Origin of the sequence: Peptoniphilus senegalensis JC140 (assembly GCF_000321025.1) — a bacterium.
Taxonomy (GTDB): Bacteria; Bacillota; Clostridia; order Tissierellales; family Peptoniphilaceae; genus Peptoniphilus_A; species Peptoniphilus_A senegalensis.
The window spans coordinates 819,625-844,725 of sequence record NZ_HE610717.1 but is presented as its reverse complement, the minus strand read 5'-3'; the positions used below and the strand labels follow the sequence as shown (position 1 = coordinate 844,725).

Here is a 25,101-nt window from a genome sequence, read left to right as displayed (position 1 = left end):
TTGAGCCTACTCTATTTTATTTGTATAAGTTTTTAAAAATATGCCTACAACTTTGTGAAATCTTGAAAGATCTGTTATATAGGCGTAGTCGCTGCCATAAATTTTTTTGATGTTTAAGTTTTCAGATTCTTCGCCAGTGAAAACTCCAAAGCTGTTGATTCCCCTTAATCTTGTTAAGAGAACTTCTTTTGATGTGTCCATTACTGCTTTTTCATCCTTGTAATTTTTTCCAGGAATTTTTGATGCACCCACTAATCCAATGTCAAGTTCATCAAAGGGAAGTCCGTCTGTTAAAATTATTAAAAATCTTCTTGCATCATGATTTTTTGAAATTAAATGACGCATAAATTTTATGGCAAGACCATCTCTATTGGAACCACTTGGAGAATATTTGAATATGTCCTTGTTCTTTGAAGAAGAATCATTGTAGTCTCTGTATTTTTTTATAACGAGATAATTGTAAAAATTGTTGTAGGAAAAAATTCTAGTTTTTATGTTAAGGCTTGTCAGAGCTTCTGCTATGATGTAGCTTTCTGTTGCTACAATTTCTTTTCGCTCGTTTTGAGAGGCAGAGGAGTCAAGGAGGATGTCTACGAAAATTTCACTGGAGTCCTTGCGATTAATCTTTCTAAAAATTCTGTCTTCATTTAATTCCTTTGATTTCCAAATTTCTGATGGAATAATTTTTCCTGCATTTGATTTTACAATTTCATCTTCAGATTCTTTTAAGAGGGAATTTTTTATCACACCTGCAAGTTCACGAATGGCACGCTGGTTTTGAATTTTGTTGTCCTCATAAAATTTTAAATTCTCGATGTAATTATTTTTTTCCTCTTGAGCATAATAGGAATTTTTATTTACAAATTCGCCGCTAGGAAAATAAAATTTTATGTTCTTGTGAATGCCTGTGGAAATTTCTCCAGCAATTTTATCAGACACATATCTCTGAATTTTTTCTATTCCATAGTGTTTTTCTAGTGCTTCATAAATATTTTGGTCGCCAAAATTGTTTTTTAATGAATCTTCCCTTACATTGATGTCCCTGTAATCGTCATTGAAAAAAGTAAATTCTGCAGATTCAATGTTGTATCTTTCGAGAAAAGCCTTGTCTACAAATTTTTTTCTCTTGTAGGGACTCTTGTTTTTGGAAGATGAATTTGACTTTTTTTCTTTTTTAAAGTCCTCATAAGTCTCATCAAGGTCCTTTGGAAGATCTTTATTAATGTGAAAATATTTTTTGAAGAGATATTTTAAGAAATCGAGATATAAAAAGGTGTCTCTATCTTTAAAATTACAAATTTCATCTAACATTTCTTCCAAAAATTTTTGAATTTTTGGATATTTTCCTCTTTCTTTTCTGATGTAGCCAATTTTAAGTTCTGCTGTTAAGATAATTTTTCGGCTATTTAGATTTTTTAAAATTTCTTCATCGTGAGATTTTTTAAAATCAAGGGTGCCTGGTCTTTCTAAAATCATTTCATGAGAAAAAATATTTTCCATGATGAGTTTTGAAATTTCCCACAAGTCTTTTTTGTTGTTTAAATTATTTACATATCTCTTGAAAAAATCATCTATTGCATAAAAGTCAAAATATCTCCAGGCAAAGCCAAGGATAGAAGCCTCGTAGGCGTCCACTGGTTTTAAAGAAAATTTAAAAATATCGAAATCGTAAAAATCTGAAAGAGTCCAAAAAATATTTTTTAATCTATTTTCATCCCTCAAATAAATCAGTCCTCTTAATGTCCTTTACAAAGAGAGTGTCAATTACATCTGTGACAATTTCTCTCTCATAGGAGTCAAAGGTTTTGTCTACAATGCCAAGTTCAAGGGAATCTCTTATGCCTAAACCTCTATTCATAAGCTCAATAGAAGAAAGAAGTCCACGAAGGTCAATTGCCTTGGAAGAAATTTCTGAATTTAGAGATTTTTCTTGTAAGTCTAAAAATAATTTTGTGAAAATTTTTATTGAATTAGCATTTAACTTTGTGTTTTCTTTAAATAATTTTGCTAAATCACTTTCAGAGATTGTTGGCATATCAATTACCAAAAATCTTGATACAAGAGCCTCGTTAAGGTCACGAGTCCCAATGTAGCCATAATTCATTGTGGCAATAAATCTCGTTGCATCGTTTAGATTTAGTCTGTCATAGCCAGAAATGTCTAGGACTCTCCTGTAGTCAAGAGTTGAGTGGACCACAGATAGGGCTTCGTTCTTTGCCATATTTATTTCGTCAAAAACAGCAAAGCCACCTTGCTCTGCTGCTTCATAGACAGGTCCTTTCTTTAAAATTACTTCGTTGTTTTTAAAAGTGTCAGAGCCAATTAAGCTAGAAGGGTCTGATGCAATGTTAAGAGAAACTGTCCAAAGAGGTCTCTCAAAAAGGTAGGCGAGATTTTCTGCCAAGACATTTTTGCCTGTCGCCTTTGGTCCAGATAAAAGGATATTGTCGCCAGATAGAATTGCAGCAATTGCCTTCTCCCAAGTTTTTTTACCATAATATTTATATTTTATTTTTGGAATTCTATATTTATATTCTCCATTTAACTTGTGTTTTTCAATAAATTCGTCTACTCCATCAAGTAGATCTTCTGAAACGCCTTGTGAAAGTAAAAACTCTCTCATTTCATCACCTCAAATGTATTATAACAAAAAGAATAATTCTGTGTGGACAATAAATTTTGTAAAAGGAAGATGTTATTGTTATAATGTAATAAAGAAGGAAGGAGAATACTTATGGCTTTTACATCTAAATCACTTATTGCTTTAATTTTAGGTTTGGGAATTTATGTGGGAATTTTTGTACTTATAACTTTGGCAATCCTTGCCCTTATAAAATACTTAAAAAAATAGTTTTAGCTTAAGGAGGTAAATTCATGAATAAAGGATTTGCAGGTTTTATGTATTTGGTTCTTACATTCTCAGTGCTATTTAGATTAGCAATTTTTATTCTTATAATAGTTTTAATCCTCGCCCTTATAAAATACTTAAAAAAATAAAAGCCAAGCAGGCTTTAAAAATAAAAAGGATATGGTATAATATAGATAAAGAGGACACCGTTTAAGACGGTCGCCCTGCAGTATGATTTATGAAACCACCTGTAGTGACGATACAGGTGGTTTTTTCTAACTACTTATTTTTACAAAGTGTTAGGATGGCGATTATAAGTGTTAAAAATTTAAGCATTATACTTAAAATTTCATAATCACTCATAAAAGCACCTCCCAATAATTAAATTGGGCGACCAGCTGTATGTCCTCATACCTATTATAATCTTTTGAAATAAATCAATCAATTGACTTTACTTTATTAGCCAAAAAGCTTGAACTTATTTTTCCTTATGGTATAATAAAAAAAACTAAAAAAGGCGATAATTGAGAATAGTAATTTTAAAAAGTTTTTTAGAGAGCAGGTGGTTGGTGCAAATCTGTAAACTCATAAAATGAATCCACCTCATAGTCTATGAATTTTTAAGTGAACCATTAGGTTAATTAGGGTGGCAACGCGGGTCTCTCGTCCCTTTAGGGATTGAGGGGCTTTTTTTAATTTAAGGGAGGATTTATGTTAGACATTAAATTTGTAAGAGAAAACCCAGAAGCAGTAAAGGAAAATATTAAAAAGAAATTCCAAGATGACAAACTTCCATTAGTTGATGAAGTTATAAAGATCGACGAAGAACTTAGAGAAAAAAAGACTAAGGGAGACAATCTTCGCGCAGAAAAAAATCAAACTTCAAAACAAATTGGTGGATTTATGCAAAAGGGCGAAAAAGGCAAAGCCGAAGAAGCAAAAAAAAGAGTTGCTGAAATAAATGAAGAAATAACAGAGTTAGAAGCAGCTGAAAGAAATCTTGCTGAAGAACTTAAAAAGAGAATGCAAGTTATTCCACAAATGATTGACGAATCAGTGCCAATAGGAAAGGATGACAGCGAAAATGTTGAAATCGAAAGATTTGGCGAACCAGTTATACCAGATTTTGAAGTTCCATATCATGTTGAAATAATGGAATCTTTTAATGGAATAGATTTAGATTCTGCAAGAAATACATCTGGTGCAGGTTTCTATTATTTAAAGGGCGATATAGCAAGACTTCACTCTGCAATTTTATCTTATGCAAGAGACTTTATGATTGATCGCGGTTTTGAATATCATATTCCACCATTTATGATTAGATCAGATGTTGTTACTGGTGTAATGAGTTTTGCTGAAATGGAAAATATGATGTATAAAATTGAAGGCGAAGACCTTTATCTAATTGGAACATCTGAGCACTCAATGATTGGAAAATACATCAACACAATAACTCCAGAAGAAGAAATGCCTCTTGCCCTTACTTCTTATTCTCCATGTTTTAGAAAAGAAGTTGGAGCTCACGGCATCGAAGAAAGAGGAGTTTACAGAATTCACCAATTTGAAAAGCAAGAAATGGTTGTAATTTGTAAGCCAGAAGATTCAAAGGATTGGTTTGTAAAATTGTGGCAAAACACAGTTGACTTCTTCCGTTCATTAGAAATTCCTGTAAGAACTCTTGAATGTTGTTCTGGCGACTTGGCAGACTTAAAAGTAAAATCTCTTGATGTTGAAGCCTTTTCTCCAAGACAAAATAAATATTTTGAAGTTGGCTCTTGTTCAAACCTTGGCGACGCACAGGCTAGAAGACTTAACATAAAACTTCGTGGCAAAGATGGCACATATCTTGCACATACACTAAACAACACAGTAGTTGCACCACCAAGAATGTTAATTGCCTTCTTAGAAAATCTTCTACAAGAAGATGGCAGTGTAAAAATTCCTAAGCCACTTCAAATGTATATGGGTGGCATGGAAAAAATTGTGCCAAAAAATAAATAAATTTTCCTAAAAAACACTTGAAATAAATTTATTTGGGTAATATATACTTAGATTGTTTTAGGCAAAATAATTTGATATAATTTATTCACTTTGGGGAGTAACTTTTAAATTTTCAGTCGTCATTACGGAATAGCCCGGCTGGAAAGCTTATTATTAAGTATGTGAGACCGATGTAACAGTCGGTCTCTTTTTATTTTGCATTTATTATTTATAAGGAGGAATTATGGAAAAGAATTGGTATAATCAGTCATCTGATGAAGTCCTAAAAAATCTTTCCACCACAAAGGAGAGGGGACTGACAGAAGATGAAGCCAAGAAAAGGCTAGAAGAGTATGGGGAAAATGCTCTTGAAGCAGAAAAGAAAAAGTCCTTTGGCGAAAAACTAAAGGAGCAATTTTTTGACCCAATGATAATTATTTTAATTGCAGCTGCTCTTGTTTCTATTTTTGTAGGAGAAGGGCTTGATGCAGGAATTATCATTGCTATTGTAATTGTCAATGCCTTTCTTTCAATTTATCAAGAAGGCAAGGCAGAAGAAGCCATTGCAGCCTTGCAGAAGATGTCTTCTCCAAAGGCAAAGGTCATAAGAGATGGCGACCACGAAGAAGTCGAATCAAATAAATTAGTGCCAGGAGATATTATAGTTCTTGAAACTGGAGATATTGTCCCAGCAGATTTGAGACTAATTGAATCATCAAATTTAAAAATTGATGAATCTTCACTTACTGGCGAGTCTGTGGCAGTTGAAAAACATTTTGATCAAGTTTATGATGGCAAAATGGAAATTGGCGACAGAGAAAACTTAGCCTATTCTTCAACTATAGTTACTTACGGAAGAGGAATGGGAGTAGTAATAGAAACTGGTCACAAGACAGAAATTGGTAAAATCGCAACTTCTATTGCAACAGTCGGCGATGAGCAAACTCCACTTCAAAGAAAACTTGCCAAGCTTTCAAAAACTCTTGGGATTTTAGTAATAGTTATCTGCGCAGTGGTAATGGGAGTTGGCTTACTTTACAAGCACAACCCACTAGATATGTTTATGACTGCAATTTCACTTGCAGTTGCAGCTGTGCCTGAAGGACTTCCTGCTATAGTTACAATTGTATTATCAATTGGAATGGGCAAGATGGCAGAAAAAAATGCCATAGTTAAAAAACTTTTGGCAGTTGAAACTCTTGGAACAACAACAGTAATTTGCTCTGACAAAACTGGGACCCTTACACAAAATGAGATGACAGTTGTAAAAGTCTTTACAGACGGACAAGTTTATCATGTAACTGGAACTGGTTATTCTCCAGAAGGGGATGTCACTAAAAAAGATGAAGTAGTCACAATTGATGAAGATGAAAATTTAAAGATTTTATCATCAATTGCAGCCTTAACTAATGATGCAAAATTAAAGCTAAAGGATGGAGAAGCTTCTATCACTGGAGACCCAACTGAAGGAGCCCTTCTTACTTTTGCAGAAAAAGCTGGAAATGGACTGGATAATCTTTATAAAAATTTTGACAGATTGGAAGAAATTCCCTTTGACTCTGACAGGAAGATGATGACAACTTTCCATGACAAAATTTTTGAGGGCATTGCATCCTTTACCAAGGGAGCACCTGATGTTGTCCTTGACAGATGCGAAAAAGTTTTAATTGATGGAAAAGAAGTTGAACTTGACGAAAATTTAAGAAAAGAAATTTTAGAAAAGAACAGTGAATTTGCAAGATCAGCCCTAAGATGTTTAGGCTATGCTTATAGAAAACACAGCGATATGCCAAGTGAAATCACATCAGATGCTATAGAAAAGGACATGGTCTTTGTTGGACTTACTGGAATGATTGACCCATCAAGACCAGAAGCCAAGGCTGCCATAAAAGAATGTAAGTCAGCTGGCATTAGACCTATTATGATTACTGGCGACTATCTTGAAACAGGACTTGCTATAGCCAAGGACCTTGGCATTGCTGAGCATGACGATGAAGCAATAATGGGTAGAGAACTTAACGAAATGTCTGAGGCAGAGCTTAGAGAAATCGTAAAGGAAAAATCTGTCTACACTAGAGTTTCACCAGAAAACAAGGTACAAATAGTTACTGCCCTAAAACAAAATGGCCACATCACAGCCATGACTGGTGACGGTGTAAATGATGCACCGGCAATTAAAAAGGCAGACATTGGTATTGCTATGGGAATTACAGGCACAGATGTTGCAAAAAATACTGCAGAAGTAATTTTGACAGATGACAACTTTGCCACAATTGTAAATGCAGTTGAAGAAGGAAGAATAATTTATTCCAACATCAAAAAATTCGTGGCATATCTTCTTTCTTGTAACTTGGGAGAAGTTTTAATAGTTTTAATTTCAATTTTAATGAACTTGCCAGTGCCACTAATTCCAATTCAATTACTTTGGCTTAATCTTGTAACAGATTCCTTCCCAGCTCTTGCACTTGGAGTTGAAAGAGGAGAAGCTGATATAATGGATGAACCACCACGTGATCCAGACGAGCCAATCCTTGATACAGAAATAAAAATTACAGTTGCAATTCAATCTATTGCCATAACTGTGGCAACACTTCTTGCATATTTAGTTGGACTAAAATGGTTTGGACAAGCTGAAGGACTACACCATGCAAGAACAATGGCATTTTCAACCCTAATTATTTGTGAACTTTTAAGATCATACACATCAAGATCAATTGACAAGACTGTATTTGAAATTGGTGTCTTCACAAACAAAAAATTAGTGCTTGCAACAGTCTTTTCATTTTTGCTAATGCTAGTTGTAATTTATGTACCAGTCTTAAACGATGCCTTTGGACTAATGGACTTAGGACCAAGAGAAATCGCAGTTGTACTTGGATCATCACTTATTCCACTAGTAGCTGGAGAAATTCAAAAGAAAGTTAGATTTAAGAAAAAATAAATAATTTAATTGTAAAGCCGACAGGGAAAATTCTCTGCCGGCATTTTTTTATTTGTAAAATTTTTATAAAAGCATTGACAAACTTATTAAATGAGATTATAGTGTAAATATAAAGTATACACACTATAAAATTAAGTTAAGGAGTTGGATTAACACTATGAAAAGAGATTTAAAAATTTTTATTAGTATATCATTTATTATTCCATACATAATGGGATTTGCTATCTATTACTGCAAATTACACGACATAAGCACAAATATTTATCCAATGTTTCAAATGTTTATGCCTTTTCTAGCTGTAATAGCCTTGTTATATAAAGAAGACAAAAGTATTTTAAAGGTTTTTCCCTTTAAAATTTATATATTTACAAGTATTTTTATGTTTGTGTTTGCTATAGTAAATATTTTTTATCCAAACTCAGATATTTTTTCAAACATAATAATTTTAATATCTGCTATTGCAATGATTATAGCCATCTTTACTATGGATAAAGATCTTAAAAAGAAATTAGCCCTAAACAATCCAAATAAAAAGATGACGCTTTTAATGTGTTTAATTTTTATTTTTATATATTTTTTAAGATTATTTATTGCCTGCATTATAGAAGGAGAAACAAGGGAATTTGTAGAAGTCTTTAATCTTAATAGTTTAAAAGTTGTTATGTCTATTATTATTTTATCTTTTTTAAGTATTATGCCATTCATTGGAGAAGAATATGGTTGGAGGGCATACCTAGCACCAAGACTAAAAGAAATTTATGGCCTTAAAAAGTCTATTCTGCTCACAGGTTTTATTTGGGGAATTTGGCATTTACCACTTAATTTATTTTATTATTCAGATGGGCTCTTGACATCACAAATTTATTCCATACTTGGACAACTTGTATTTTGTATATTTTTAGGGATATTTTTAACTTATGCTTACAACAAGACAAAGTCAATCTGGGCGCCTGTTATGATTCATTATTTAAACAACAATCTTGCCCTACTATTTGTAACAGATTTTTCTAAAGATATACTTTCTGGACAGCATTATGATTTAAAAGGAACTTTATTTTTGATAGTAAGTTCAATAATATTTTTTGGAATATTTATTTTTTCAAAGTATATAAAAAATGAAAATCTTTGGGAAAAATCTGTATACGAGAAAATAAGAGAGCTTTAATTATTTGGCAATTTTATATACTTTAAATTTATTTATTAAAACAATAGTACAGATACAAAGTATATAGGCTTAAAGGCGGTGTGATATGAAAATTATTATTTCAAATGATTCTGGCATTCCAATTTACGAGCAGATAAAAAATCAAATAAAGGCTCAAATTGTTGCGGGAGATTTAAAAGCTGACGAAGCTCTTCCTGGCATGAGGACTCTTGCCAGCGACCTAAAGGTTTCTGTTATAACTACAAAGCGTGCCTACAATGACTTGGAGCAAGAAGGATACATTTATTCCATGACGGGCAAGGGTTCCTTTGTGAAAAAATTAAATGAAGAAGTTGTAAGAGAAAATGCTCTTGCTGAAATTGAAAAACATTTTGCTGACGCAATGAGAGTTGCACGAGTGGCAGGCATCAGCATAGAAGACTTGCAAGAAATTTTAAAGACATTAGATGAGGTGGGCGAAGTATGAAATCAATAGAAATAAAAAATTTGAGAAAAGAATTTAAGGACTTTGAACTTAATATAGAGAGTTTAGAAATTCCAGAGGGAGCAGTTATAGGACTAATTGGCGAAAATGGCGCAGGAAAAACAACTCTCTTAAAATGTATTTTAGACCTCTATAGGTATGATGGCGATATAAAAGTTTTTGGAGAAAAAATTCACAAGGAATCTTTTGAGAAAATTGGGGCAGTGATACCTGACTCCTTCTTCAACGATACTTTTAAGATAAAGGATGTTGTGGACATTTTAAAAGTAGCCTACAAAAACTTTGATGAAGGAATGTTTTATGACTGTGCAGATAGGTTTAAGATGCCAAGGGACAAAAAATTAAGTGAACTCTCTACTGGAAATTTGATGAAGTTAAAAATTATTTCTGCAATTTGTCACAATCCAGATCTTTTGATTTTAGACGAGCCAACTTCTGGTCTTGACCCAGTCATTCGTGATGAGATCATAGGATTTCTCTTTGATTACATGAGAGATGGGGAAAGGACAATTTTATTTTCTTCCCACATCTTGTCCGACATAGAAAAAATTGCCGACTATATAATTTATATCCACGAGGGAAGAGTAATCTTATACGATGAAAAGGACTCCCTAATAGAAAAATATGGAATCCTAAAAACTTCTGATGAAAATTTAAAAAATTATGGAGACTTTATCTTAAAGACAAGAAAAAATAAATACTCAACAGAAGCACTTATAAAAAATGTCCAAGTTTTTAAAGAATTTTATCCAAATGAAGTTGTTGATAAGGCCAGTGTGGAGGACATAATGATATTTTTATCAAGAGGTGAACAATGAAAGCAGTTTTATATAATGACTTTAAACTTGTAAAGAAACTTGCCCTACCAATTGTTATATTTATTACTTCCATACTTTTTATTGGTTTTTTGATAACAGGACAAGCCTTCAACAGATTTTTTAGCCAATGGACTCTTACAATGATATTTATCATTAGGGCACAAGGTGTCTTTGGAGATAACTTTAAAGATTTTCAAAAGTTCATGACTATGCCAGTATCTATTGAGGACTATTCTCTTGCCAAGATAATAAAAAACCTAATTATCTTTGTAATTACTTCCCTTGTTTTGCTAATAGGATTAATTATTAGTAATGAGGAAGATAAAAGTACCATCATTGACATTTATATGAGCCTATTTATAGGCCTAGACTTTATGGCACTTAGCCTTAGTCACATTGTTTTTGCAAGGTATCGAAAGGGACTTGTAGTCTTTCTTTATACTTTAATGGGAATAATTTTTGGAGCAGGCTTAGCTTTTATTTATTCAAGTTTCTATGAAAGTTTTATGATTTACAGGCCAATATTTATTGTTGGATCAATTATAATTTGCCTTTTGTCCTTTAAATTAGACTATAAATACTCCACAAAATACTTGAGGGAGAGGGGGATAGTATGAAAATACTTTTACTAAATGATTTTAAAATTAGAAAAAAATTCATGTTTGTTTATCTGATCTTTATTACAATGATATTTGCAATTAAGAGTCTAGGATTTTTATCAGTAGAATTTAGTTTCTTTGCAGAAAAGCCCTTTGCCCTACTTTTTCTAGGAGCTATCCTATTACACTATGTCTTATATCTAATATCTAGTGAAGGAATGATATTGGACAAGAGCAAGCCCTATCTTTTATGCCTTGGTGCATCAAGGCGAGACATAATTAATATAAAATTTTTGAAAATTCTTACAATCTTTTTAATAGATGCTATTTTAATGGCATATATAATGCATAATATTGAAGTGAATGGAATAGAGTTTAGGATTGGGTTTTTCCTCATTCTTTTTGTAATGGCCTACTATCTTTTAAGTATTCCAATTTACCTTTACTTTGGACAAACAAATGGCATTGGAACAATCTTTACATCATCTCCCGCTCTCATTCCAATATTCGATAAGTTTGGAGCAAACCCAGCAGGATTTTTTGTAGGAATGATAAAGGGAACAAGTTCCTTTAAATTAAGTTTAATCTTATTTATCTTTGTCACAATAATTTATACTATTTCAAGAATTATAGCAGAGAGAAAAGATTTTTAAATTTTCCAAGTTTTAAGGACTTTTGATTTCAAGAGTCCTTTTTAATTGAAATTTTAAGATAAAATCTTTACCAACTTTGTGCCATTTAATCTTATTTGTGATAGAATAAAAACTGAATTTATTAAGGAGGAAAAAGAAAAAATGGAAACAAATTCAAGTTTTTTAGAAAAGACTTTTTCTCTTAGCGAGAGAAAGACAAATGCCAAGACTGAATTTTTGGCAGGACTTACAACTTTTATGACAATGTCTTATATTCTTGTTGTAAATCCAAATATGTTATCTGAAACTGGAATGGACAAGGGTGGAGTTTTCACTGCGACTATTTTATCGTCAATCATTGCAATGATCTTTATGGGATTATTTGCAAACTTGCCCTTCGCACTTTCAGCAGGAATGGGGCTTAATGCTTTCTTCACTTACACAGTTGTATTAAGTATGGGTCACGATTGGTCTTATGCCCTTACGGCAGTATTTTTAGAAGGACTAATTTTCATTGTAATGAGTTTATTTAATGTTCGTGAGGCAATATTTACATCAATACCAATGTCACTTAAAAACGCAGTTTCAGTTGGTATTGGACTTTTTATAACTCTAGTTGGACTAACATCATCAGGAATTATTGTAAATAACGATGCAACTTTAATTGCTCTTGGAGAAATTGCATCAAGGCCATCCGTAGTATTTATAGTTTCACTAATGGTAATGGCACTTCTTACTGCAAAAGATGTAAAGGGAGCGCTTTTATATGGAATTGTAATAGGAACAATTCTTGCACTTATTTTGGGAGTTAGTAACTTACCTGGAGGAATGATTTTTTCACTTCCACCATCTTTAAAGCCCGTTGCCTTTAAACTTCATTGGGGAGATTTATTTACCTTTGACATGTTCTCTGTAATGTTTACATTCTTATTTGTAGACTTATTTGATACAGTGGGAACTCTTACTGGAGTTGCAACAAAGGCAGATTTAATTGACGAAGATGGAAACCTACCAGGAGTTGGTCGAGCCCTTTTATCTGATGCAATTGGTACAGTTGTTGGAGCACTTCTTGGTACATCTACAGTTACAACTTTTGTTGAATCAGCATCAGGTGTAGCAGACGGAGGTAGAACAGGACTTACATCACTTTCTTGTGCCTTCTTTTTCTTTATATCACTATTTTTATTCCCAATTTTTTCTATTGTGCCAGCACAAGCAACATCAGCTGCCCTTGTAATGGTAGGGCTATTTATGATCAGTCCAATTAACCAAATAAAATTAGACGATTACACAGAATCAGTGCCAGCCTTTTTGACAATGGTAACAATGCCCTTTGCATATTCAATTGCAGAAGGTATTTCAGTTGGAATGATTTCTTATGTAATATTAAAAGTAGCAACAGGACGAGGAAAAGAAGTTAGCCCTGTAATGTATATCTTGGCTATTATCTTTACACTAAGATATTTAAGACCAATACTACCCTTTTAATTAATAAATATTTTTAGGACTTTAGTAATTTATATTTGCTAAAGTCTTTTTTACTTTTGAAAAGTTATTTTATATTTGTTTAAGGAAAAAGCTGTTGAATAAATATTTGAAATTTTATATAATGTACATGAAAATGTACGAGGTGATTATATGGAAAATGTAAATGCAACAAATTTTAGAAAAAATATTTTTGAATACTTAAACTCAGCAGTTTCTTTTGGCGATGTTATAAATGTTAGCACAAAGAGTGGCAATGCAATATTAATTAGTGAAGATGAATATAAGGCCTTAACTGAAACAGTTTATCTATTATCAATTCCTGGCATGAAGGAAAAATTAATTGATGGAAAAAATACAAGCCTTGATGACTGCGAGGAGCTTAAGTGGTGACTTACAAAATCTTAATAACCAAAGCTGCACTTAAAGACAAAGAAAAAATTAAAGGAAATAAGGCTTTAGAAAGTAAAGTAAAAAATTTAATTGAACTAATTTCTAAAAATCCTTATGAAAGTCCGCCATCTTTTGAAAAATTAAAGGGGGACCTTGATGGACTTATATCAAGAAGAATTAATATTCAGCACAGACTTGTATATCAAGTTTATGAAGGGGAGAAGGTCATAAAAATTATTAGCATGTGGACACATTATGAAAATTTTTAAAACTTTATTTTAAAAGTTTAGCTACCGACAATTAATTACTCATTTATTGAATTGTTTAAGCCCCTTTAGTATAATAAAAGTATTAAGGGGGCGTTTTTATGAAAAAAATTTTTTTATACATAGCGTTGGCTTTTACGCTTTTTGTAAATGTTTTTGCAGCTGAAGATATTCAAGTTGTCTTGGAGCAACCAGCTCTTTCTGAGGTAAAGAGTGGCGACTCTTTGAAGTACAATTTAATTGTCAGTTTGCCAAAAAATTACAAGGAAAAGTATTCTTCTTTTTCCGTAACTCTTTTATTGGATAAGGCAATTGAAGTTAAAGAAACAAAACTTTTGGATGAACAAGAGTCTCAAGGGAAACTTGATGTTAGGGAGACATCAATTAAGGGCAAGGATCAAAATATTGTTACGATAAATGCAAATGATCTTTCTGTTATAAAGGGCGATAAATTAAATCTTGAAATCGACACCAAAGTGAAAAATGATGTTGGTTCAAGTTCTAATTTAAAAAATTCTTTTGTGTTAAGTTATGTTGATAAGGGTGGAGAAACTAAGAGCGACCAAAAAAATCTCGAATCATCAACTAAAACACAAAATGGAATTCTTTCTATAAAAGATGTTTATGATGGCTCAAATGAAATTATAGGCAATACTGAAAAAAATGCAATGGTTAGAGTTGCTATCGACAAGAAAGTTGTTGCTAATACTATTTCTGATGGCGAAGGTAATTTTAAATTAGAAAATTTAGATTTAAGAGAAGGCTCTTTAATTAGGATAGTTGCTGAAAGTAAGGATAAAGAGGCTAGTTTAGATTATATTGTAAAGGCAAAGATTGAATCTAAAAAATCTAGTGAACTTGTAAATGAAAATAATGATGAAAAAGAACTTTACAGCACAATTAAAACTCTTGAAAAATTGACAGATTATGTTGATTTTGCAAAAAATCTTTCTACGGCAAAGGCAAGCCTACAAAATGAAAGAAGAATTCGTGCTGCTGTTGCAGCAGCTGAATATATTGTTGTAAAAAGTGAAGTATCAAGTGATGAAATAGAAAAATCTTTGGGAGAGCTTGAAAAGTCAATTGAAGTAATTAGACTTCCATATATGTCAGGTATTTCCAAGGATAAATTCGCTCCCAACGAAAAAATCACAAGGGCTGAAGCGGCTTCAGTATTAAAAAGAATAATAGATGACAAGGCATCTGCAAATGATGTATCTTCTTTTAGAGATATAAAAGAAAGTGATTGGTTTTATGATAATATTGTCTTTATTGAAAAGGAAGGTTTAATTTCTGGGTATAAAGATGGAACTTTTAGACCAAAGGAAGCAATGACAAGGGCACAATTTGCTAGCATGATGGCAAATTATTTGAAGTTGCAAGAGGGAAATAATCCTATTACTTTTAAAGATGTGAAGGAAGATTTTTGGGCAAGAGATGCCATAAATATACTTTCAAGTCAAGGAATCATGGTTGGTAAATCGAAAAATGAATTTAAACCAAATGATAAGATTACAAGGGCAGAGGCTGCCACAATTTTTAATAAAGTTTTAGATAGAAAGATAAATAAATCTTTCTTAGATAAATATTCAAAGAACCCATTTAAAGATCTAAATAGAGATCACTGGGCTTATTATCAAGTTTTAGAAATTACAGCAAAGTAAAAGAGGAAGGATGAAAAAATGTCAGATATTAAAGTAAGATTTGCACCATCGCCAACAGGTTATTTACACATTGGTGGTTTGAGAACTGCACTATACAATTATTTATTCGCAAAGAAAAATGGCGGCAAATTTGTTTTGAGAATTGAAGATACAGATAGGACAAGATTTGTGGAAGGTGCCATAGAAAACCTAATTGAATCCCTTGAATGGGCAGGCATCACTCATGATGAAGGCGTCTTTGTAAAAGATGGGAAGATTACAGATGTAGGCGACTGTGGTCCTTATATCCAATCAAATAGACTAGAAATTTATCAAAAATATGTTGATGAACTAATTGAAAAGGGCTACGCATATTATTGTTTTTGCTCAAAGGAAAGACTAGACAATCTTCGTGAAGAGCAAAGAATTAAGGGAAAAGTGCCTAAGTATGACGGACTTTGCCGTGGCATTCCTCTTGAAGAGGCAAAGAAGAGAGTTGCAGCTGGGGAAGATTATGTTGTTAGACTAAAACTTCCTAAGAACAAGGACATCACATTTCACGATGCAGTTCGTGGTAAAGTTACAATAAATACAGATGAAATTGATGATCAAGTTTTGATGAAATCTGATGGATTTCCAACTTATCACTTGGCTGTAATTGTTGATGACCACTTAATGGGTATCACTCACATTGTAAGAGGAGAAGAGTGGCTACCATCAACTCCAAAGCATGTCTTTATGTATGAATGTTTTGGTTGGGAAGCACCAGAGTTTGTTCATCTTCCAACAGTTTTAAACAAGGACAGAAAAAAACTTTCAAAGAGACAAGGCGATGTTTCAGTTGAAGACTTTAGAAATAGAGGATATTTGCCTGAAGGAATTGTAAATTATCTTGCTCTTGTTGGTTGGTCACCAGAAGATGGCGAAGAAATTATGACAATGGATGAATTAATAGAAAAGTTCTCCTTTGAAAGAGTAGGTAAGTCTGGAGGAATTTTTGACACAGATAAATTAAATTGGGTAAACTCTCACTATATGAAGTCCTATGATTTAGATAAGCTTGCTGAGCTTTCTATTCCATTTGTGACAAAATCTGGGCTATTAAATGAAGAAGAAATCAGAGGAAACTTTGAATGGTATAAGATTTTAATTGACACAGTAAGAGAAGCCTGTGACAAGTTAGAAGACATACCAAAACACATTGACTTCTTATTTGGCGATATTGAAATCACAGAGGACTCTGCTAGAGAAGAATTAGCACAAGATCATGTAAAGGGACTACTTGAATCCTTTATAAAGATTGTAAAATCTCACGATGAAATAGATATGGAAACAGCCAAGGGACTAATGAAAGAAGTACAAAAGGATTCTGGAGTAAAGGGAAAACAACTTTACATGCCAGTGAGAGCTGCAATCTCAGGAAATGTTCATGGACCAGAAATGCAAAATATTATTTATCTTCTTGGTAAAGACAAATTAATTGAAAGAGCAGAAAAAATTAAAAATTCACTTTAATTTGAACTAGATAAAATTAAATTATGTATAAAAAATAAGAGGGGAGATAAGTAAATCTTCCCTCTTAAAATTTGTCTTAAAAACTAACACTATTCTTTAAAAGAACTATACAATTTAGAAACTTCAACAATAATAAGTATTCCAATAATTATGGAAATTATTTGTGTGATTAAAATTATAATATGGATTAAAGTAAAAATAGAAAATCTAAAATTGTAAAATATGCTTAATTCTTTTGTACTAAGACCAAGATAATTAATTAATAAATTCCAATTCGGAAAAATTGAAAAATTTTCGGATAATAATCCAAAACTATTTACAAATAATAAGTAATAGAAACACAAAAATCCGATTTTAATTATTTTCTTTTTTTAATCATTTGAAATCAGTCCTCTTATTTTTTATGAAGTTCTTGTATAAGCTTGAAATTATTTTAAAACGCCAAACTCATAGCCTCTGTCTTTAAAATATTTTATTACAGAAGTTAGTGAGTCAGCAGTTAACTGCTTATTTCTTGCATCGTGGGCAAGAACTACGGCAATCTTTGTGTTTTTATTTTCATTAAGACTTTTATCAAGATAAGATACAAAGCCACTTACAGTAGTTGGTCTCACAGATTTTTTTTCTGCATCGCCAACAAGGCTGTTCCAGTCAATCCAGTGAATTCCTTTGGATTCTAATAGGGAATTGCTTGCTGCTGTGTTTTGCCAAGACATTTGACCGCCAGGATATCTAAAGACGCTTGAATGAAAGTCAGGTCCTAGAATATTTTTTAGTCTTTCATTAGTCCTAACTACTTCTTCATAAAGCCTTTCAGGATTAACGACTCTTCCTGGATAGAGATAGTCATAGTCATGACTAAAAGAGTGGGTTGCAATTGAATTTCCATTTTTTAAAATTTTACGAAGTTGACCTGCAGTTTTATCGCCAATGGATTTGCCAACAACAAAGAATGTTGCACGAGCATTTTCTTTTTTTAGAATATCCAAAACTTGCGGAGTTATAGAATTATTAGGACCATCGTCAAAGGTTAAAAACACGATTTTTTTGTCGCCACCATAATTATTTTTAGTGATGTAGTGGCGAATTTCTTTTGTATCATAGGCGTATTTGTCAGCTTTCTTCAAGTGATTTGAACCTTTTACTATAAATTCATCTTCCATGCGAAGTAGTGGATCCAGTGCAACATTTGATATATATTCTGGATCGTAATAATATTTTCTTGGCCTGTCCTTATTTATTTCATTGGCATAGTACCACATAAGGGCAGGGGAAACTTCGTCTTTTGGTTTCTTTATTGCAGAGAAAATCTTTGAAAATATAAAAATGAATATTAGTGCAAAAATTGAAATAGAAATCAATTGTCTTATTCTCTTTCTCCTTCTTGCTTTTTGTCTTCTTAATTTTTTTCTTTTATCATAATTTGCATTATTATTTGTATAATTGTTTGTATCGTAATTTGTTTGGGTCATAAAAAACCTCCCACTGATAATATACATCAGTGAGAGGCAACTTGCAATTACAAAAGAATTACAATTACTTTATTGAGTTATATATAATGTATAAAACTTCTTCAAGACTTGGTTCTTCATCTGGGTTTATTTCCTTATCAATGTAGCCAAAGCCCCTTGCCACTAGATAATAATTTTCATAGTCGCCTAAAGACTTTTGATTTTTAAACAAATCATCTTTAAAAATATTTTTTGCTTTTGTGAATTTTTCCAGCTCATTATTTATAACTAAACTCTTAACTATATCTTTTTCTGTGATATTTTTGTCTTTTAATGCTTTATAGTCAATGTCAAATCTTGATTTATAATAAGAATCTTTTCCATAATCTTCTGCTATTAGAGAATAAAATTCTTTGTAAGTTACTTTGTCAGATAAATTTTTTCCAATTAATCCAATTCCCATTTCCTTTAGAGAATTTAAAGCTTCTTTATTTTTTGCTTGATCAAAGTCTTCGTAATTAATTTGTTCTTTGAAATTAACTATTTCGCCAAAGGAGTCTCTCAAAATTTTATCTTTTCCAATTATAGGTTCAATCCTTTTAATTGTTCCATATAAAAGCCTTGGGCCATTGTCAGTAATTTCATATTTTAAACCAAAATTTTTAGAGTTTAGATAAATTTGGTTTGCTTCTTCCATTGTGAAATCAATATTTTCTGCTTTATCAAAATCATGCTTAGATGAATTCTTATCATAAGTTGTTACGACATTGTTGCCATTTACAAAGATTTTAGCACCTTCATCAATTACAGGTATCTTATTTACATACCTAGGGAAGAAAATATTTGTACCTAGGTCTGATTTTTCAACTGTGATTTTTTCTAGGTTTAATTCACTCTTGTCGCCATATTTTTCAAGGAAACTTTTTGCAGTTTTTATTGCATCTTCTTCTTTAACCTTGTTTTTAGGATCTTTTTTATCAGACCAAATGTCAAAATTAACTAATTTTAAATTTTTGGCATTTAAAACAATGTTTCCATAGTTCTTTTCTTTTTCGAGAGTCATTCTGTAATAATAATTGTCATCGTCAGAGTAAAGAGCAATATTTGCAATCTCAAAATCCTTACCCACAATTTCTGTTGCCATTTTCTTTGCCTCAGATTTTGATTTAATATTTTTAAGCCCATCAATTTTTTTGATTTCAGTTTCTGTTAAAGCACTAGAATCCATTGCCGCTTCAGCTTTTGCATAAGGCATAAAGTTTAAATCTGTCTTTTCTTTAACTACATCGCCAGTCTTTGCGTCAATGTCAACAACTTTTGTGTGATAAACTTTTTCTACACTGTCATCTCTTTCGTTAATTTTATAGGAAAGGATCAGAGGCGATTTTTCTAAGAATATTTTTTTGGCTTCATCTAAATTTATTTTTTTATCATTTTTAAAATCAGAATCCTTTAAAAAAGAATAAGCATAGGAATTTACACCTGTAGAAGAAATATTGCTTATTAAACCATAACGGCTATCAATATTTACATCTATAAAGGCATCAGCTAGTGGAATTCCATTTACAATTCTTTGATAAGTTATGTTTATGTCGCCACTTCCCCTGAAAACTTCATAATTAGAAAGAGTGTATTTTTTGTCAAAATCTTTTATTAAATTTTTCAAGAGATCCTCAGCCATTTTTTGAGCTTCATCTTTAAGAATAACTTTTTTGTCTTGTTCGCCATCATTTGTCCACTTGTTATAGGAAATAAATTCGCCATCGCTGTTATAGATTATGTCTATTCCTCCAAGATTTTCATCGGACCATCTATACCTTTCGATATATTTGCCCTTGACAAGCTTATTCAAATATTTGCTTCCAGTGTCGCTATCTAGTGGCTCCTTTGAAATTGTAAAAGATTTATAATCTCCTGTTATGTTAAATATTTTTTTGATTTTTTCAACTTTTTCCTTTTCCTTTGCAGTAACTTCCACAGAAACTGCTTCATCATTCATGACATTCTTGTTTTTATTTAGTTCACTTGCAAAAGTGGATGAAAGAAGTAATAAAGCTGATGCGGCAACAATAAATTTTTTGTATTTCATAATATCCCCCCACAGTAAAAATATGTAAAAAAAGAAGAGGCATCTGCCTCTTCAAATTAGCTTAAATTAAGCTTCTGCTTCGCTATCTTTGTTAAGTGCAGCTACAAGCATATTAGGATCTATACCATGAACCATGGCAGCTTCTTCAAGAGTTTCCATTTGAGAAGATGGACACATGATACATCCCATTCCGAAGCTCATTAAAGTACCAATTGATTCAGGTTTTTTTGAAAGAATTTCTCCAATTAACATTTCTTTTTTAATTTCCAATGTAAACACCTCCTATTAGATTATACCCAAAATTATTTATATTTAAAAGATGAGTATTTAATAAAATGATCTTCTGTTTTTGCGCCTAAACTTATTTCAAATTCGCCAGTTGAATCAAAGCCCTTTGAAGTTAAAGTTTTTGCAACTTCAAATTTGCCTTCATAAGGAAAGACTTCAGATTTTTCGCCTTGTTCTATCATTATTAAAGGCTTGTAAGTGAATTTTCCATTGAACTTAGTAGAATTTGGTATTACTTCGACAATATTCTCTGACTTAATATAGATGGCATCTGAAGTAATTTGTCCTTCCTTTTCATCAGCAAGGATATTGTTTGTTACATTAGATAAGAAGTTATCAATATCAAGTTTAGGATTTTTAATAATATCTAAAGTTTTTTCATCGTAGCTAGTTTTGTAATCTACTATTTTAAGTTCGATTTGATTGTTTGCAAGAGATAAGCCTTCAATTGCTTTTGAATCTATTACTACGCTGTTATTTTTTTCATCAAATTTTACATCAAAACCAATAGTTTGCCCAAGTTCTCTCAACTTAAAGTAATTGTAGCCATCAATAGTATAGACATTAAAAGAATGTCTTGTCCCATTTACATAAACAATGTGATTAGATTTTTTTATTTCGGACTTGCTATCATTTAGTGGTTTTAAATCTTCTTCAGTTTTTTTGTAGTCAGATTTGCTATTTATCATAACGCTAGATCTGTCTTTGTCATAACTTACGCTAAATTCAGCATCTTTCCCATCAAGTAGTGCGGCAACATCTCTTAGTTTAAAATAATTGTTGTCTTCTATATTGTATCCCTTAACACCAGTGTCCTTTCCATCGAGTACAATATTTTGGCTAGAAACTTTTGCTCCTGCAAAAACATTCATGCTGGAAAAAAGCACAAGTGATGTTGCAAGACTTGCTATAAATTTTTTCATTTTTATTACCTCCCAAGTCTATTGTATTTTAAAATATGGTCCTCGACAAGAGAAATTATTTGCCCTATAATTAAATAGGTGATTAAATGGAAAATTTATTGATGGGAATTAATATTGTATCGCCCGTTTTCTTTGTATTACTCCTTGGGTATTTTGCAAGACAAAGGGGATACATAGACAACAATTTTGTTGACAAGGGTACATGGATAGTCTTTTATCTTGCCCTGCCCTTTAAATTATTTTACGATATAAAAAATGCGAGAATTGCATCTCTTCATCCTAAATATGTGGCATATATACTCTTGGGTGTAATTTTTATAATTGCTATTTCAATAATTATTGCAAAGACACTTAAAATTAAAGACAAGAGAAAGTTATCAGCCTTTGTGCATTGTGCCTATCGTTCAAACTTTGTATATGTTGGCTTTCCAATTTTAGATATTATATATAATGGTGCACCTTCAATGGAACACATGATAGTTATAATTTCCTTTGGACTTACTCTATACAATATCTCTGCAATTATTCTTCTCACATATTATAGTGAATCTCACGATAAAAGGATTTCAATTACTGAAATAATTGTGAAAATATTAAAAAATCCAATGATTGCAGGAGTGGTAATTGGCGCAATTTTTAATTTTTTACACATACCTGTCTATCAAGGAGTGGACAAGGCAATAGAGATGGTGGCAAAAATTTCTACGCCAATGTCTCTTATACTAATTGGAGCAAGCTTAAACTTTGAATCTTCAAAGAATGACTTTAAGCTCATGTTTATTTCAGCCTTTATAAAGACAGTTATTGCACCAGCCTTACTTATTCCTATAGGTGTAAAACTTGGATTTACAAATATGGAACTTGGCATAGCTTATGTATTTTGGGCAACGCCATGTGCAGCCAACTGTTTTATTTTTACTAAGCAAATGAATTCTGACTATGAATTTGCATCTAAAGTAATAACACTTAGTTTTGTAATGAGTATAATAACTTATCCAGTTGGTATTTCTCTTATGAATTATTTTAATCTATTGCATTAAGTAAATGTTGATGTTATAATCACATTACAACTAAAAAAATAATACCTTATTGAGAGTGGTGGAGTGAATGGGCACTTTGAAACCCGGCAACCTAGTTGGTGCTAAATCCCACAGATTTTTATCTGAAAGATGAGGTTTAATGGTCCTCACTTTTTGCGTGGGGATTTTTTTATGGATATATTTTGGTTTTCAAGATAAATTAGACTTTTATATAAAATAAATTCATACATTAAATCAAGGGTATTTAAAATGGAGGAATTAAAAAATGAAAAAATGGCAATTTAGCTCAGAGTCCGTAACTGAAGGACATCCTGACAAAGTTTGCGACCAAATATCTGATGCAATATTGGATAAAATTTTGGCAGAAGATAAAAATGCAAGAGTGGCTTGTGAAACTATGGCATCCACTGGGATGATAGTTATTACTGGAGAAATTTCAACGGAAACTTATGTTGACTTTGAAAAGACAGCTAGAGAAGTTTTGGAAGATATTGGATACAATAGGGCAAAGTATGGCTTTGATGGAAGAACCTGTGCAGTTTTATCTGCAATAAAAGAGCAATCATCAGATATTGCCATGGGAGTTGATAGATTTAAAGAGGCTGGAGTGGATGAACTTGATGCCTTTGGAGCAGGAGACCAAGGTATTATGTTTGGCTTTGCTACAAATGAAACTGAAGAACTTATGCCACTTCCAATTTCCCTTGCACACAAACTTTCAAGAAGACTTACTGAAGTGAGAAAAAATGGAACTCTTGATTATTTAAGACCAGATGGCAAGACTCAAGTTACGGTTGAATATGAAGAAGATAAACCTGTAAGACTTAAAAATGTAGTAGTATCTTCACAACACGCACCTGAAATTCCAATGGAAAAAATTAGAGAAGACATAATAAGAGAAGTTGTGGAAAAAGTTGTTCCAAAAGAATTAATTGATAAGGACACAGAATATTTTATCAATCCAACAGGTAGATTTGTAATTGGGGGACCAATGGCTGATGCAGGTCTTACTGGCAGAAAAATTATTGTTGATACTTACGGTGGTTTTGGAAGACATGGAGGAGGAGCCTTCTCAGGAAAAGACCCAACAAAGGTTGATAGGTCTGGAGCTTATTACGCAAGATATATTGCAAAAAATTTAGTTGCAGCAGGTCTTGCTGATAAGGTTGAAATTGGACTTGCCTATGCAATAGGAATAGCTAGACCAACTTCTGTATATGTAGAAACTTTTGGCACTGGTAAATTATCTCATGAAGAAATCGAAAAAATTATCATGGAAAACTTCGACATGAGACCAGCTGCAATTATTCGCGACCTTGACCTTCTAAGACCAATTTATAGACAAACTGCATCCTATGGTCACTTTGGAAGAAATGATTTAGACCTTCCATGGGAAAAGACTGACAGAGCAGAAGATTTAAAAAAATATTTAAAATAAGTTAATAATGAATTAAAAATAAAAAATCGGGTCAAAATATGTGCTTAGATAAAAACACTAAATTAGTATGGTATAATAATTTTGAAAGTCAAAATTTTAGATTCGAGAAGAGGATGATTATGAAGAAAAGTTTTAAATATTTTAGAGCAAACCCATGTGGAAATATTACTGGATTTGTAGTGGCACCAGTTTATCCTGGATATAGAAAAGCTTACACAAAATGTATAATCGAACAAATAGATAAAGATGTTGAGCAAGTTGGATTTATTTCGCCAGCTTACGAAGGCGCTCCACTAAGAATGGACATGATGGGTGGAGAATTTTGTGCCAATGCAACTAGAGCCTATGGACTTTATTCTGCAGGATTTTATGACACTGATGGACTTGTTGATATTGAGGTTTATGTAAGTGGTCATGAAGGAACTACTGATGTAATTGCTGATGTAAAAAATCAAAAAGCTTATGTAGCAATGGATGCACCAATTGAAACTAAAAATTTTGAAGTAGCTGGAAAAGTTTATAAATTAATAAAACTTCCTGGTATAAGTCATCTTATAGTTGAAGAAAAAGAAGACGAAAAATTTGTCCAAGAAGCACTTGAAATCCTCAAAAAGGATTACAAAGATGATGCCTATGGAATTATTTTCTTGAATAGAGAAAATAATGAAATGGTTCCTTATGTATATGTAGAAGGTTCAGACACCTTAATGAGAGAAAGTTCATGCGGTTCAGGAACAGTTGCTGTTGTAAATTACCTTGCAGGGGATGTTAATTCTCTTGACGAAGATTACAAGATTTCAATAAAAAATCCAGCAGGAGAACTTGAAGTTTTTGTTTATGAGTTTGAAGATGGAAAAAAATTATGTGTTGGCGGAGAAGTTGAACTTTCCGAAGTAGAAAAGAAATCAATTGATATTCCACAAGATGTAGTTGAAAAGGTAATTGCAGAACACGATAAACTTGTTGAGGAACACAAGAAAAAAATGGCTGAAGAAAAAGTTGAGGTTGAAGTTGACGAAAACGACTTGACTGATGAAGAACTTGAAATAATGAGAAAAAAATTCGGGTTTGATTAATTTTTGAGCTTTATTGAAGAAATTTTA

22 protein-coding genes, 1 riboswitch and 1 other annotated feature are annotated in these 25,101 nt (G+C 32.1%); of the genes, 15 read left to right on the top strand and 7 right to left on the bottom strand.

Annotated elements, in window-relative coordinates; translation table 11 throughout:
• Positions 1-6 precede the first annotated feature (6 nt).
• The 3 genes from PTSHG_RS03990 to PTSHG_RS10295 form a co-directional block, all read right to left on the bottom strand.
• Positions 7-1,722, bottom strand: coding sequence for a vWA domain-containing protein (locus PTSHG_RS03990; RefSeq protein ID WP_019107605.1), 1,716 nt, complete (start codon positions 1,720-1,722; stop codon positions 7-9).
• Positions 1,712-2,623 carry an AAA family ATPase gene (locus PTSHG_RS03985; RefSeq protein ID WP_019107604.1) on the bottom strand — a complete coding sequence of 304 codons (912 nt, stop codon included), beginning with the start codon at positions 2,621-2,623 and terminating at the stop codon, positions 1,712-1,714. Before PTSHG_RS03985 ends, PTSHG_RS03990 begins: the two co-directional genes overlap by 11 nt.
• Before the next feature lie 504 nt (positions 2,624-3,127).
• Positions 3,128-3,211 (bottom strand): putative holin-like toxin, encoded by an 84-nt coding sequence (locus tag PTSHG_RS10295; protein ID WP_353934073.1) that lies wholly within the window; start codon positions 3,209-3,211, stop codon positions 3,128-3,130.
• A gap of 148 nt (positions 3,212-3,359) precedes the next feature.
• Positions 3,360-3,522, top strand: a binding site (T-box leader).
• Positions 3,523-3,559: 37 nt separating this feature from the next.
• Here PTSHG_RS10295 and serS point away from each other — a divergent pair.
• From serS to gltX, 12 genes are all read left to right on the top strand, one after another.
• A complete protein-coding gene (serS, locus tag PTSHG_RS03965; RefSeq protein WP_019107601.1) occupies positions 3,560-4,849 on the top strand; it encodes a serine--tRNA ligase in 1,290 nt (429 codons plus the stop codon).
• 223 nt (positions 4,850-5,072) lie between these two features.
• Positions 5,073-7,769 (top strand): cation-translocating P-type ATPase, encoded by a 2,697-nt coding sequence (locus PTSHG_RS03960; protein WP_019107600.1) that lies wholly within the window; start codon positions 5,073-5,075, stop codon positions 7,767-7,769.
• Between the two features lie 157 nt (positions 7,770-7,926).
• Positions 7,927-8,934 carry a CPBP family intramembrane glutamic endopeptidase gene (locus tag PTSHG_RS03955; protein ID WP_019107599.1) on the top strand — a complete coding sequence of 336 codons (1,008 nt, stop codon included), beginning with the start codon at positions 7,927-7,929 and terminating at the stop codon, positions 8,932-8,934.
• 85 nt (positions 8,935-9,019) lie between these two features.
• The gene (locus tag PTSHG_RS03950) at positions 9,020-9,400 is read left to right on the top strand and encodes a GntR family transcriptional regulator (protein ID WP_019107598.1); all 381 of its coding nucleotides are present in this window, start codon (positions 9,020-9,022) and stop codon (positions 9,398-9,400) included.
• Positions 9,397-10,236 carry an ABC transporter ATP-binding protein gene (locus tag PTSHG_RS03945; protein ID WP_019107597.1) on the top strand — a complete coding sequence of 280 codons (840 nt, stop codon included), beginning with the start codon at positions 9,397-9,399 and terminating at the stop codon, positions 10,234-10,236. Before PTSHG_RS03950 ends, PTSHG_RS03945 begins: the two co-directional genes overlap by 4 nt.
• On the top strand, positions 10,233-10,853 hold the full coding sequence (locus PTSHG_RS03940; protein WP_019107596.1) for an ABC-2 transporter permease: 621 nt from the start codon (positions 10,233-10,235) through the stop codon (positions 10,851-10,853). Before PTSHG_RS03945 ends, PTSHG_RS03940 begins: the two co-directional genes overlap by 4 nt.
• Positions 10,850-11,488 carry an ABC-2 transporter permease gene (locus PTSHG_RS03935; protein WP_019107595.1) on the top strand — a complete coding sequence of 213 codons (639 nt, stop codon included), beginning with the start codon at positions 10,850-10,852 and terminating at the stop codon, positions 11,486-11,488. The genes PTSHG_RS03940 and PTSHG_RS03935 overlap by 4 nt, the downstream gene beginning before the upstream one ends.
• 141 nt (positions 11,489-11,629) lie before the next feature.
• Positions 11,630-12,955, top strand: a complete 1,326-nt coding sequence (locus tag PTSHG_RS03930; RefSeq protein WP_019107594.1) for an NCS2 family permease — start codon at positions 11,630-11,632, stop codon at positions 12,953-12,955.
• 150 nt (positions 12,956-13,105) lie between these two features.
• Positions 13,106-13,345, top strand: a complete 240-nt coding sequence (locus PTSHG_RS03925) for a type II toxin-antitoxin system Phd/YefM family antitoxin (RefSeq protein ID WP_019107593.1) — start codon at positions 13,106-13,108, stop codon at positions 13,343-13,345.
• Positions 13,342-13,614 (top strand): Txe/YoeB family addiction module toxin, encoded by a 273-nt coding sequence (locus tag PTSHG_RS03920; protein ID WP_019107592.1) that lies wholly within the window; start codon positions 13,342-13,344, stop codon positions 13,612-13,614. Before PTSHG_RS03925 ends, PTSHG_RS03920 begins: the two co-directional genes overlap by 4 nt.
• 98 nt (positions 13,615-13,712) lie before the next feature.
• A complete protein-coding gene (locus PTSHG_RS03915) occupies positions 13,713-15,275 on the top strand; it encodes an S-layer homology domain-containing protein (protein ID WP_019107591.1) in 1,563 nt (520 codons plus the stop codon).
• 18 nt (positions 15,276-15,293) lie between these two features.
• Positions 15,294-16,769, top strand: a complete 1,476-nt coding sequence (gene gltX, locus PTSHG_RS03910) for a glutamate--tRNA ligase (RefSeq protein WP_019107590.1) — start codon at positions 15,294-15,296, stop codon at positions 16,767-16,769.
• A gap of 428 nt (positions 16,770-17,197) precedes the next feature.
• Here gltX and PTSHG_RS03905 read toward each other — a convergent pair whose 3' ends face one another.
• The 4 genes from PTSHG_RS03905 to PTSHG_RS03890 all read right to left on the bottom strand — a co-directional run bounded on the left by PTSHG_RS03905 (position 17,198) and on the right by PTSHG_RS03890 (position 21,520).
• On the bottom strand, positions 17,198-18,241 hold the full coding sequence (locus PTSHG_RS03905) for a polysaccharide deacetylase family protein (protein WP_019107589.1): 1,044 nt from the start codon (positions 18,239-18,241) through the stop codon (positions 17,198-17,200).
• Positions 18,242-18,305: 64 nt separating this feature from the next.
• On the bottom strand, positions 18,306-20,309 hold the full coding sequence (locus PTSHG_RS03900; protein ID WP_019107588.1) for a YcdB/YcdC domain-containing protein: 2,004 nt from the start codon (positions 20,307-20,309) through the stop codon (positions 18,306-18,308).
• 66 nt (positions 20,310-20,375) lie between these two features.
• Positions 20,376-20,579: a DUF1858 domain-containing protein gene (locus tag PTSHG_RS03895; protein ID WP_019107587.1), complete on the bottom strand. Its 204-nt coding sequence runs from the start codon at positions 20,577-20,579 to the stop codon at positions 20,376-20,378.
• Between the two features lie 32 nt (positions 20,580-20,611).
• Positions 20,612-21,520 carry a stalk domain-containing protein gene (locus PTSHG_RS03890; RefSeq protein ID WP_019107586.1) on the bottom strand — a complete coding sequence of 303 codons (909 nt, stop codon included), beginning with the start codon at positions 21,518-21,520 and terminating at the stop codon, positions 20,612-20,614.
• 86 nt (positions 21,521-21,606) lie between these two features.
• On the opposite strand from PTSHG_RS03890, the gene PTSHG_RS03885 reads away from it, so the two are divergent.
• From PTSHG_RS03885 to PTSHG_RS03875, 3 genes are all read left to right on the top strand, one after another.
• Positions 21,607-22,560 (top strand): AEC family transporter, encoded by a 954-nt coding sequence (locus PTSHG_RS03885; protein WP_019107585.1) that lies wholly within the window; start codon positions 21,607-21,609, stop codon positions 22,558-22,560.
• Between the two features lie 43 nt (positions 22,561-22,603).
• A riboswitch (SAM riboswitch) is annotated at positions 22,604-22,696 on the top strand.
• Positions 22,697-22,825: 129 nt separating this feature from the next.
• On the top strand, positions 22,826-23,998 hold the full coding sequence (metK, locus tag PTSHG_RS03880) for a methionine adenosyltransferase (RefSeq protein ID WP_019107584.1): 1,173 nt from the start codon (positions 22,826-22,828) through the stop codon (positions 23,996-23,998).
• A gap of 119 nt (positions 23,999-24,117) precedes the next feature.
• On the top strand, positions 24,118-25,074 hold the full coding sequence (locus PTSHG_RS03875; RefSeq protein ID WP_019107583.1) for a histidine racemase CntK family protein: 957 nt from the start codon (positions 24,118-24,120) through the stop codon (positions 25,072-25,074).
• Positions 25,075-25,101: the final 27 nt, after the last annotated feature.

Excerpts from the sequence above, each read along its gene's own strand:
- PTSHG_RS03985 (WP_019107604.1), bottom strand. The coding sequence starts at position 2,623 with ATGAGAGAGTTTTTACTTTCACAAGGCGTTTCAGAAGATCTACTTGAT.
- PTSHG_RS10295 (WP_353934073.1), bottom strand. The coding sequence starts at position 3,211 with ATGAGTGATTATGAAATTTTAAGTATAATGCTTAAATTTTTAACACTT.
- serS (WP_019107601.1), top strand. The coding sequence starts at position 3,560 with ATGTTAGACATTAAATTTGTAAGAGAAAACCCAGAAGCAGTAAAGGAA.
- PTSHG_RS03960 (WP_019107600.1), top strand. The coding sequence starts at position 5,073 with ATGGAAAAGAATTGGTATAATCAGTCATCTGATGAAGTCCTAAAAAAT.
- PTSHG_RS03955 (WP_019107599.1), top strand. The coding sequence starts at position 7,927 with ATGAAAAGAGATTTAAAAATTTTTATTAGTATATCATTTATTATTCCA.
- PTSHG_RS03950 (WP_019107598.1), top strand. The coding sequence starts at position 9,020 with ATGAAAATTATTATTTCAAATGATTCTGGCATTCCAATTTACGAGCAG.
- PTSHG_RS03945 (WP_019107597.1), top strand. The coding sequence starts at position 9,397 with ATGAAATCAATAGAAATAAAAAATTTGAGAAAAGAATTTAAGGACTTT.
- PTSHG_RS03940 (WP_019107596.1), top strand. The coding sequence starts at position 10,233 with ATGAAAGCAGTTTTATATAATGACTTTAAACTTGTAAAGAAACTTGCC.
- PTSHG_RS03935 (WP_019107595.1), top strand. The coding sequence starts at position 10,850 with ATGAAAATACTTTTACTAAATGATTTTAAAATTAGAAAAAAATTCATG.
- PTSHG_RS03930 (WP_019107594.1), top strand. The coding sequence starts at position 11,630 with ATGGAAACAAATTCAAGTTTTTTAGAAAAGACTTTTTCTCTTAGCGAG.
- PTSHG_RS03925 (WP_019107593.1), top strand. The coding sequence starts at position 13,106 with ATGGAAAATGTAAATGCAACAAATTTTAGAAAAAATATTTTTGAATAC.
- PTSHG_RS03915 (WP_019107591.1), top strand. The coding sequence starts at position 13,713 with ATGAAAAAAATTTTTTTATACATAGCGTTGGCTTTTACGCTTTTTGTA.
- gltX (WP_019107590.1), top strand. The coding sequence starts at position 15,294 with ATGTCAGATATTAAAGTAAGATTTGCACCATCGCCAACAGGTTATTTA.
- PTSHG_RS03905 (WP_019107589.1), bottom strand. The coding sequence starts at position 18,241 with ATGACCCAAACAAATTACGATACAAACAATTATACAAATAATAATGCA.
- PTSHG_RS03900 (WP_019107588.1), bottom strand. The coding sequence starts at position 20,309 with ATGAAATACAAAAAATTTATTGTTGCCGCATCAGCTTTATTACTTCTT.
- PTSHG_RS03890 (WP_019107586.1), bottom strand. The coding sequence starts at position 21,520 with ATGAAAAAATTTATAGCAAGTCTTGCAACATCACTTGTGCTTTTTTCC.
- PTSHG_RS03885 (WP_019107585.1), top strand. The coding sequence starts at position 21,607 with ATGGAAAATTTATTGATGGGAATTAATATTGTATCGCCCGTTTTCTTT.
- metK (WP_019107584.1), top strand. The coding sequence starts at position 22,826 with ATGAAAAAATGGCAATTTAGCTCAGAGTCCGTAACTGAAGGACATCCT.
- PTSHG_RS03875 (WP_019107583.1), top strand. The coding sequence starts at position 24,118 with ATGAAGAAAAGTTTTAAATATTTTAGAGCAAACCCATGTGGAAATATT.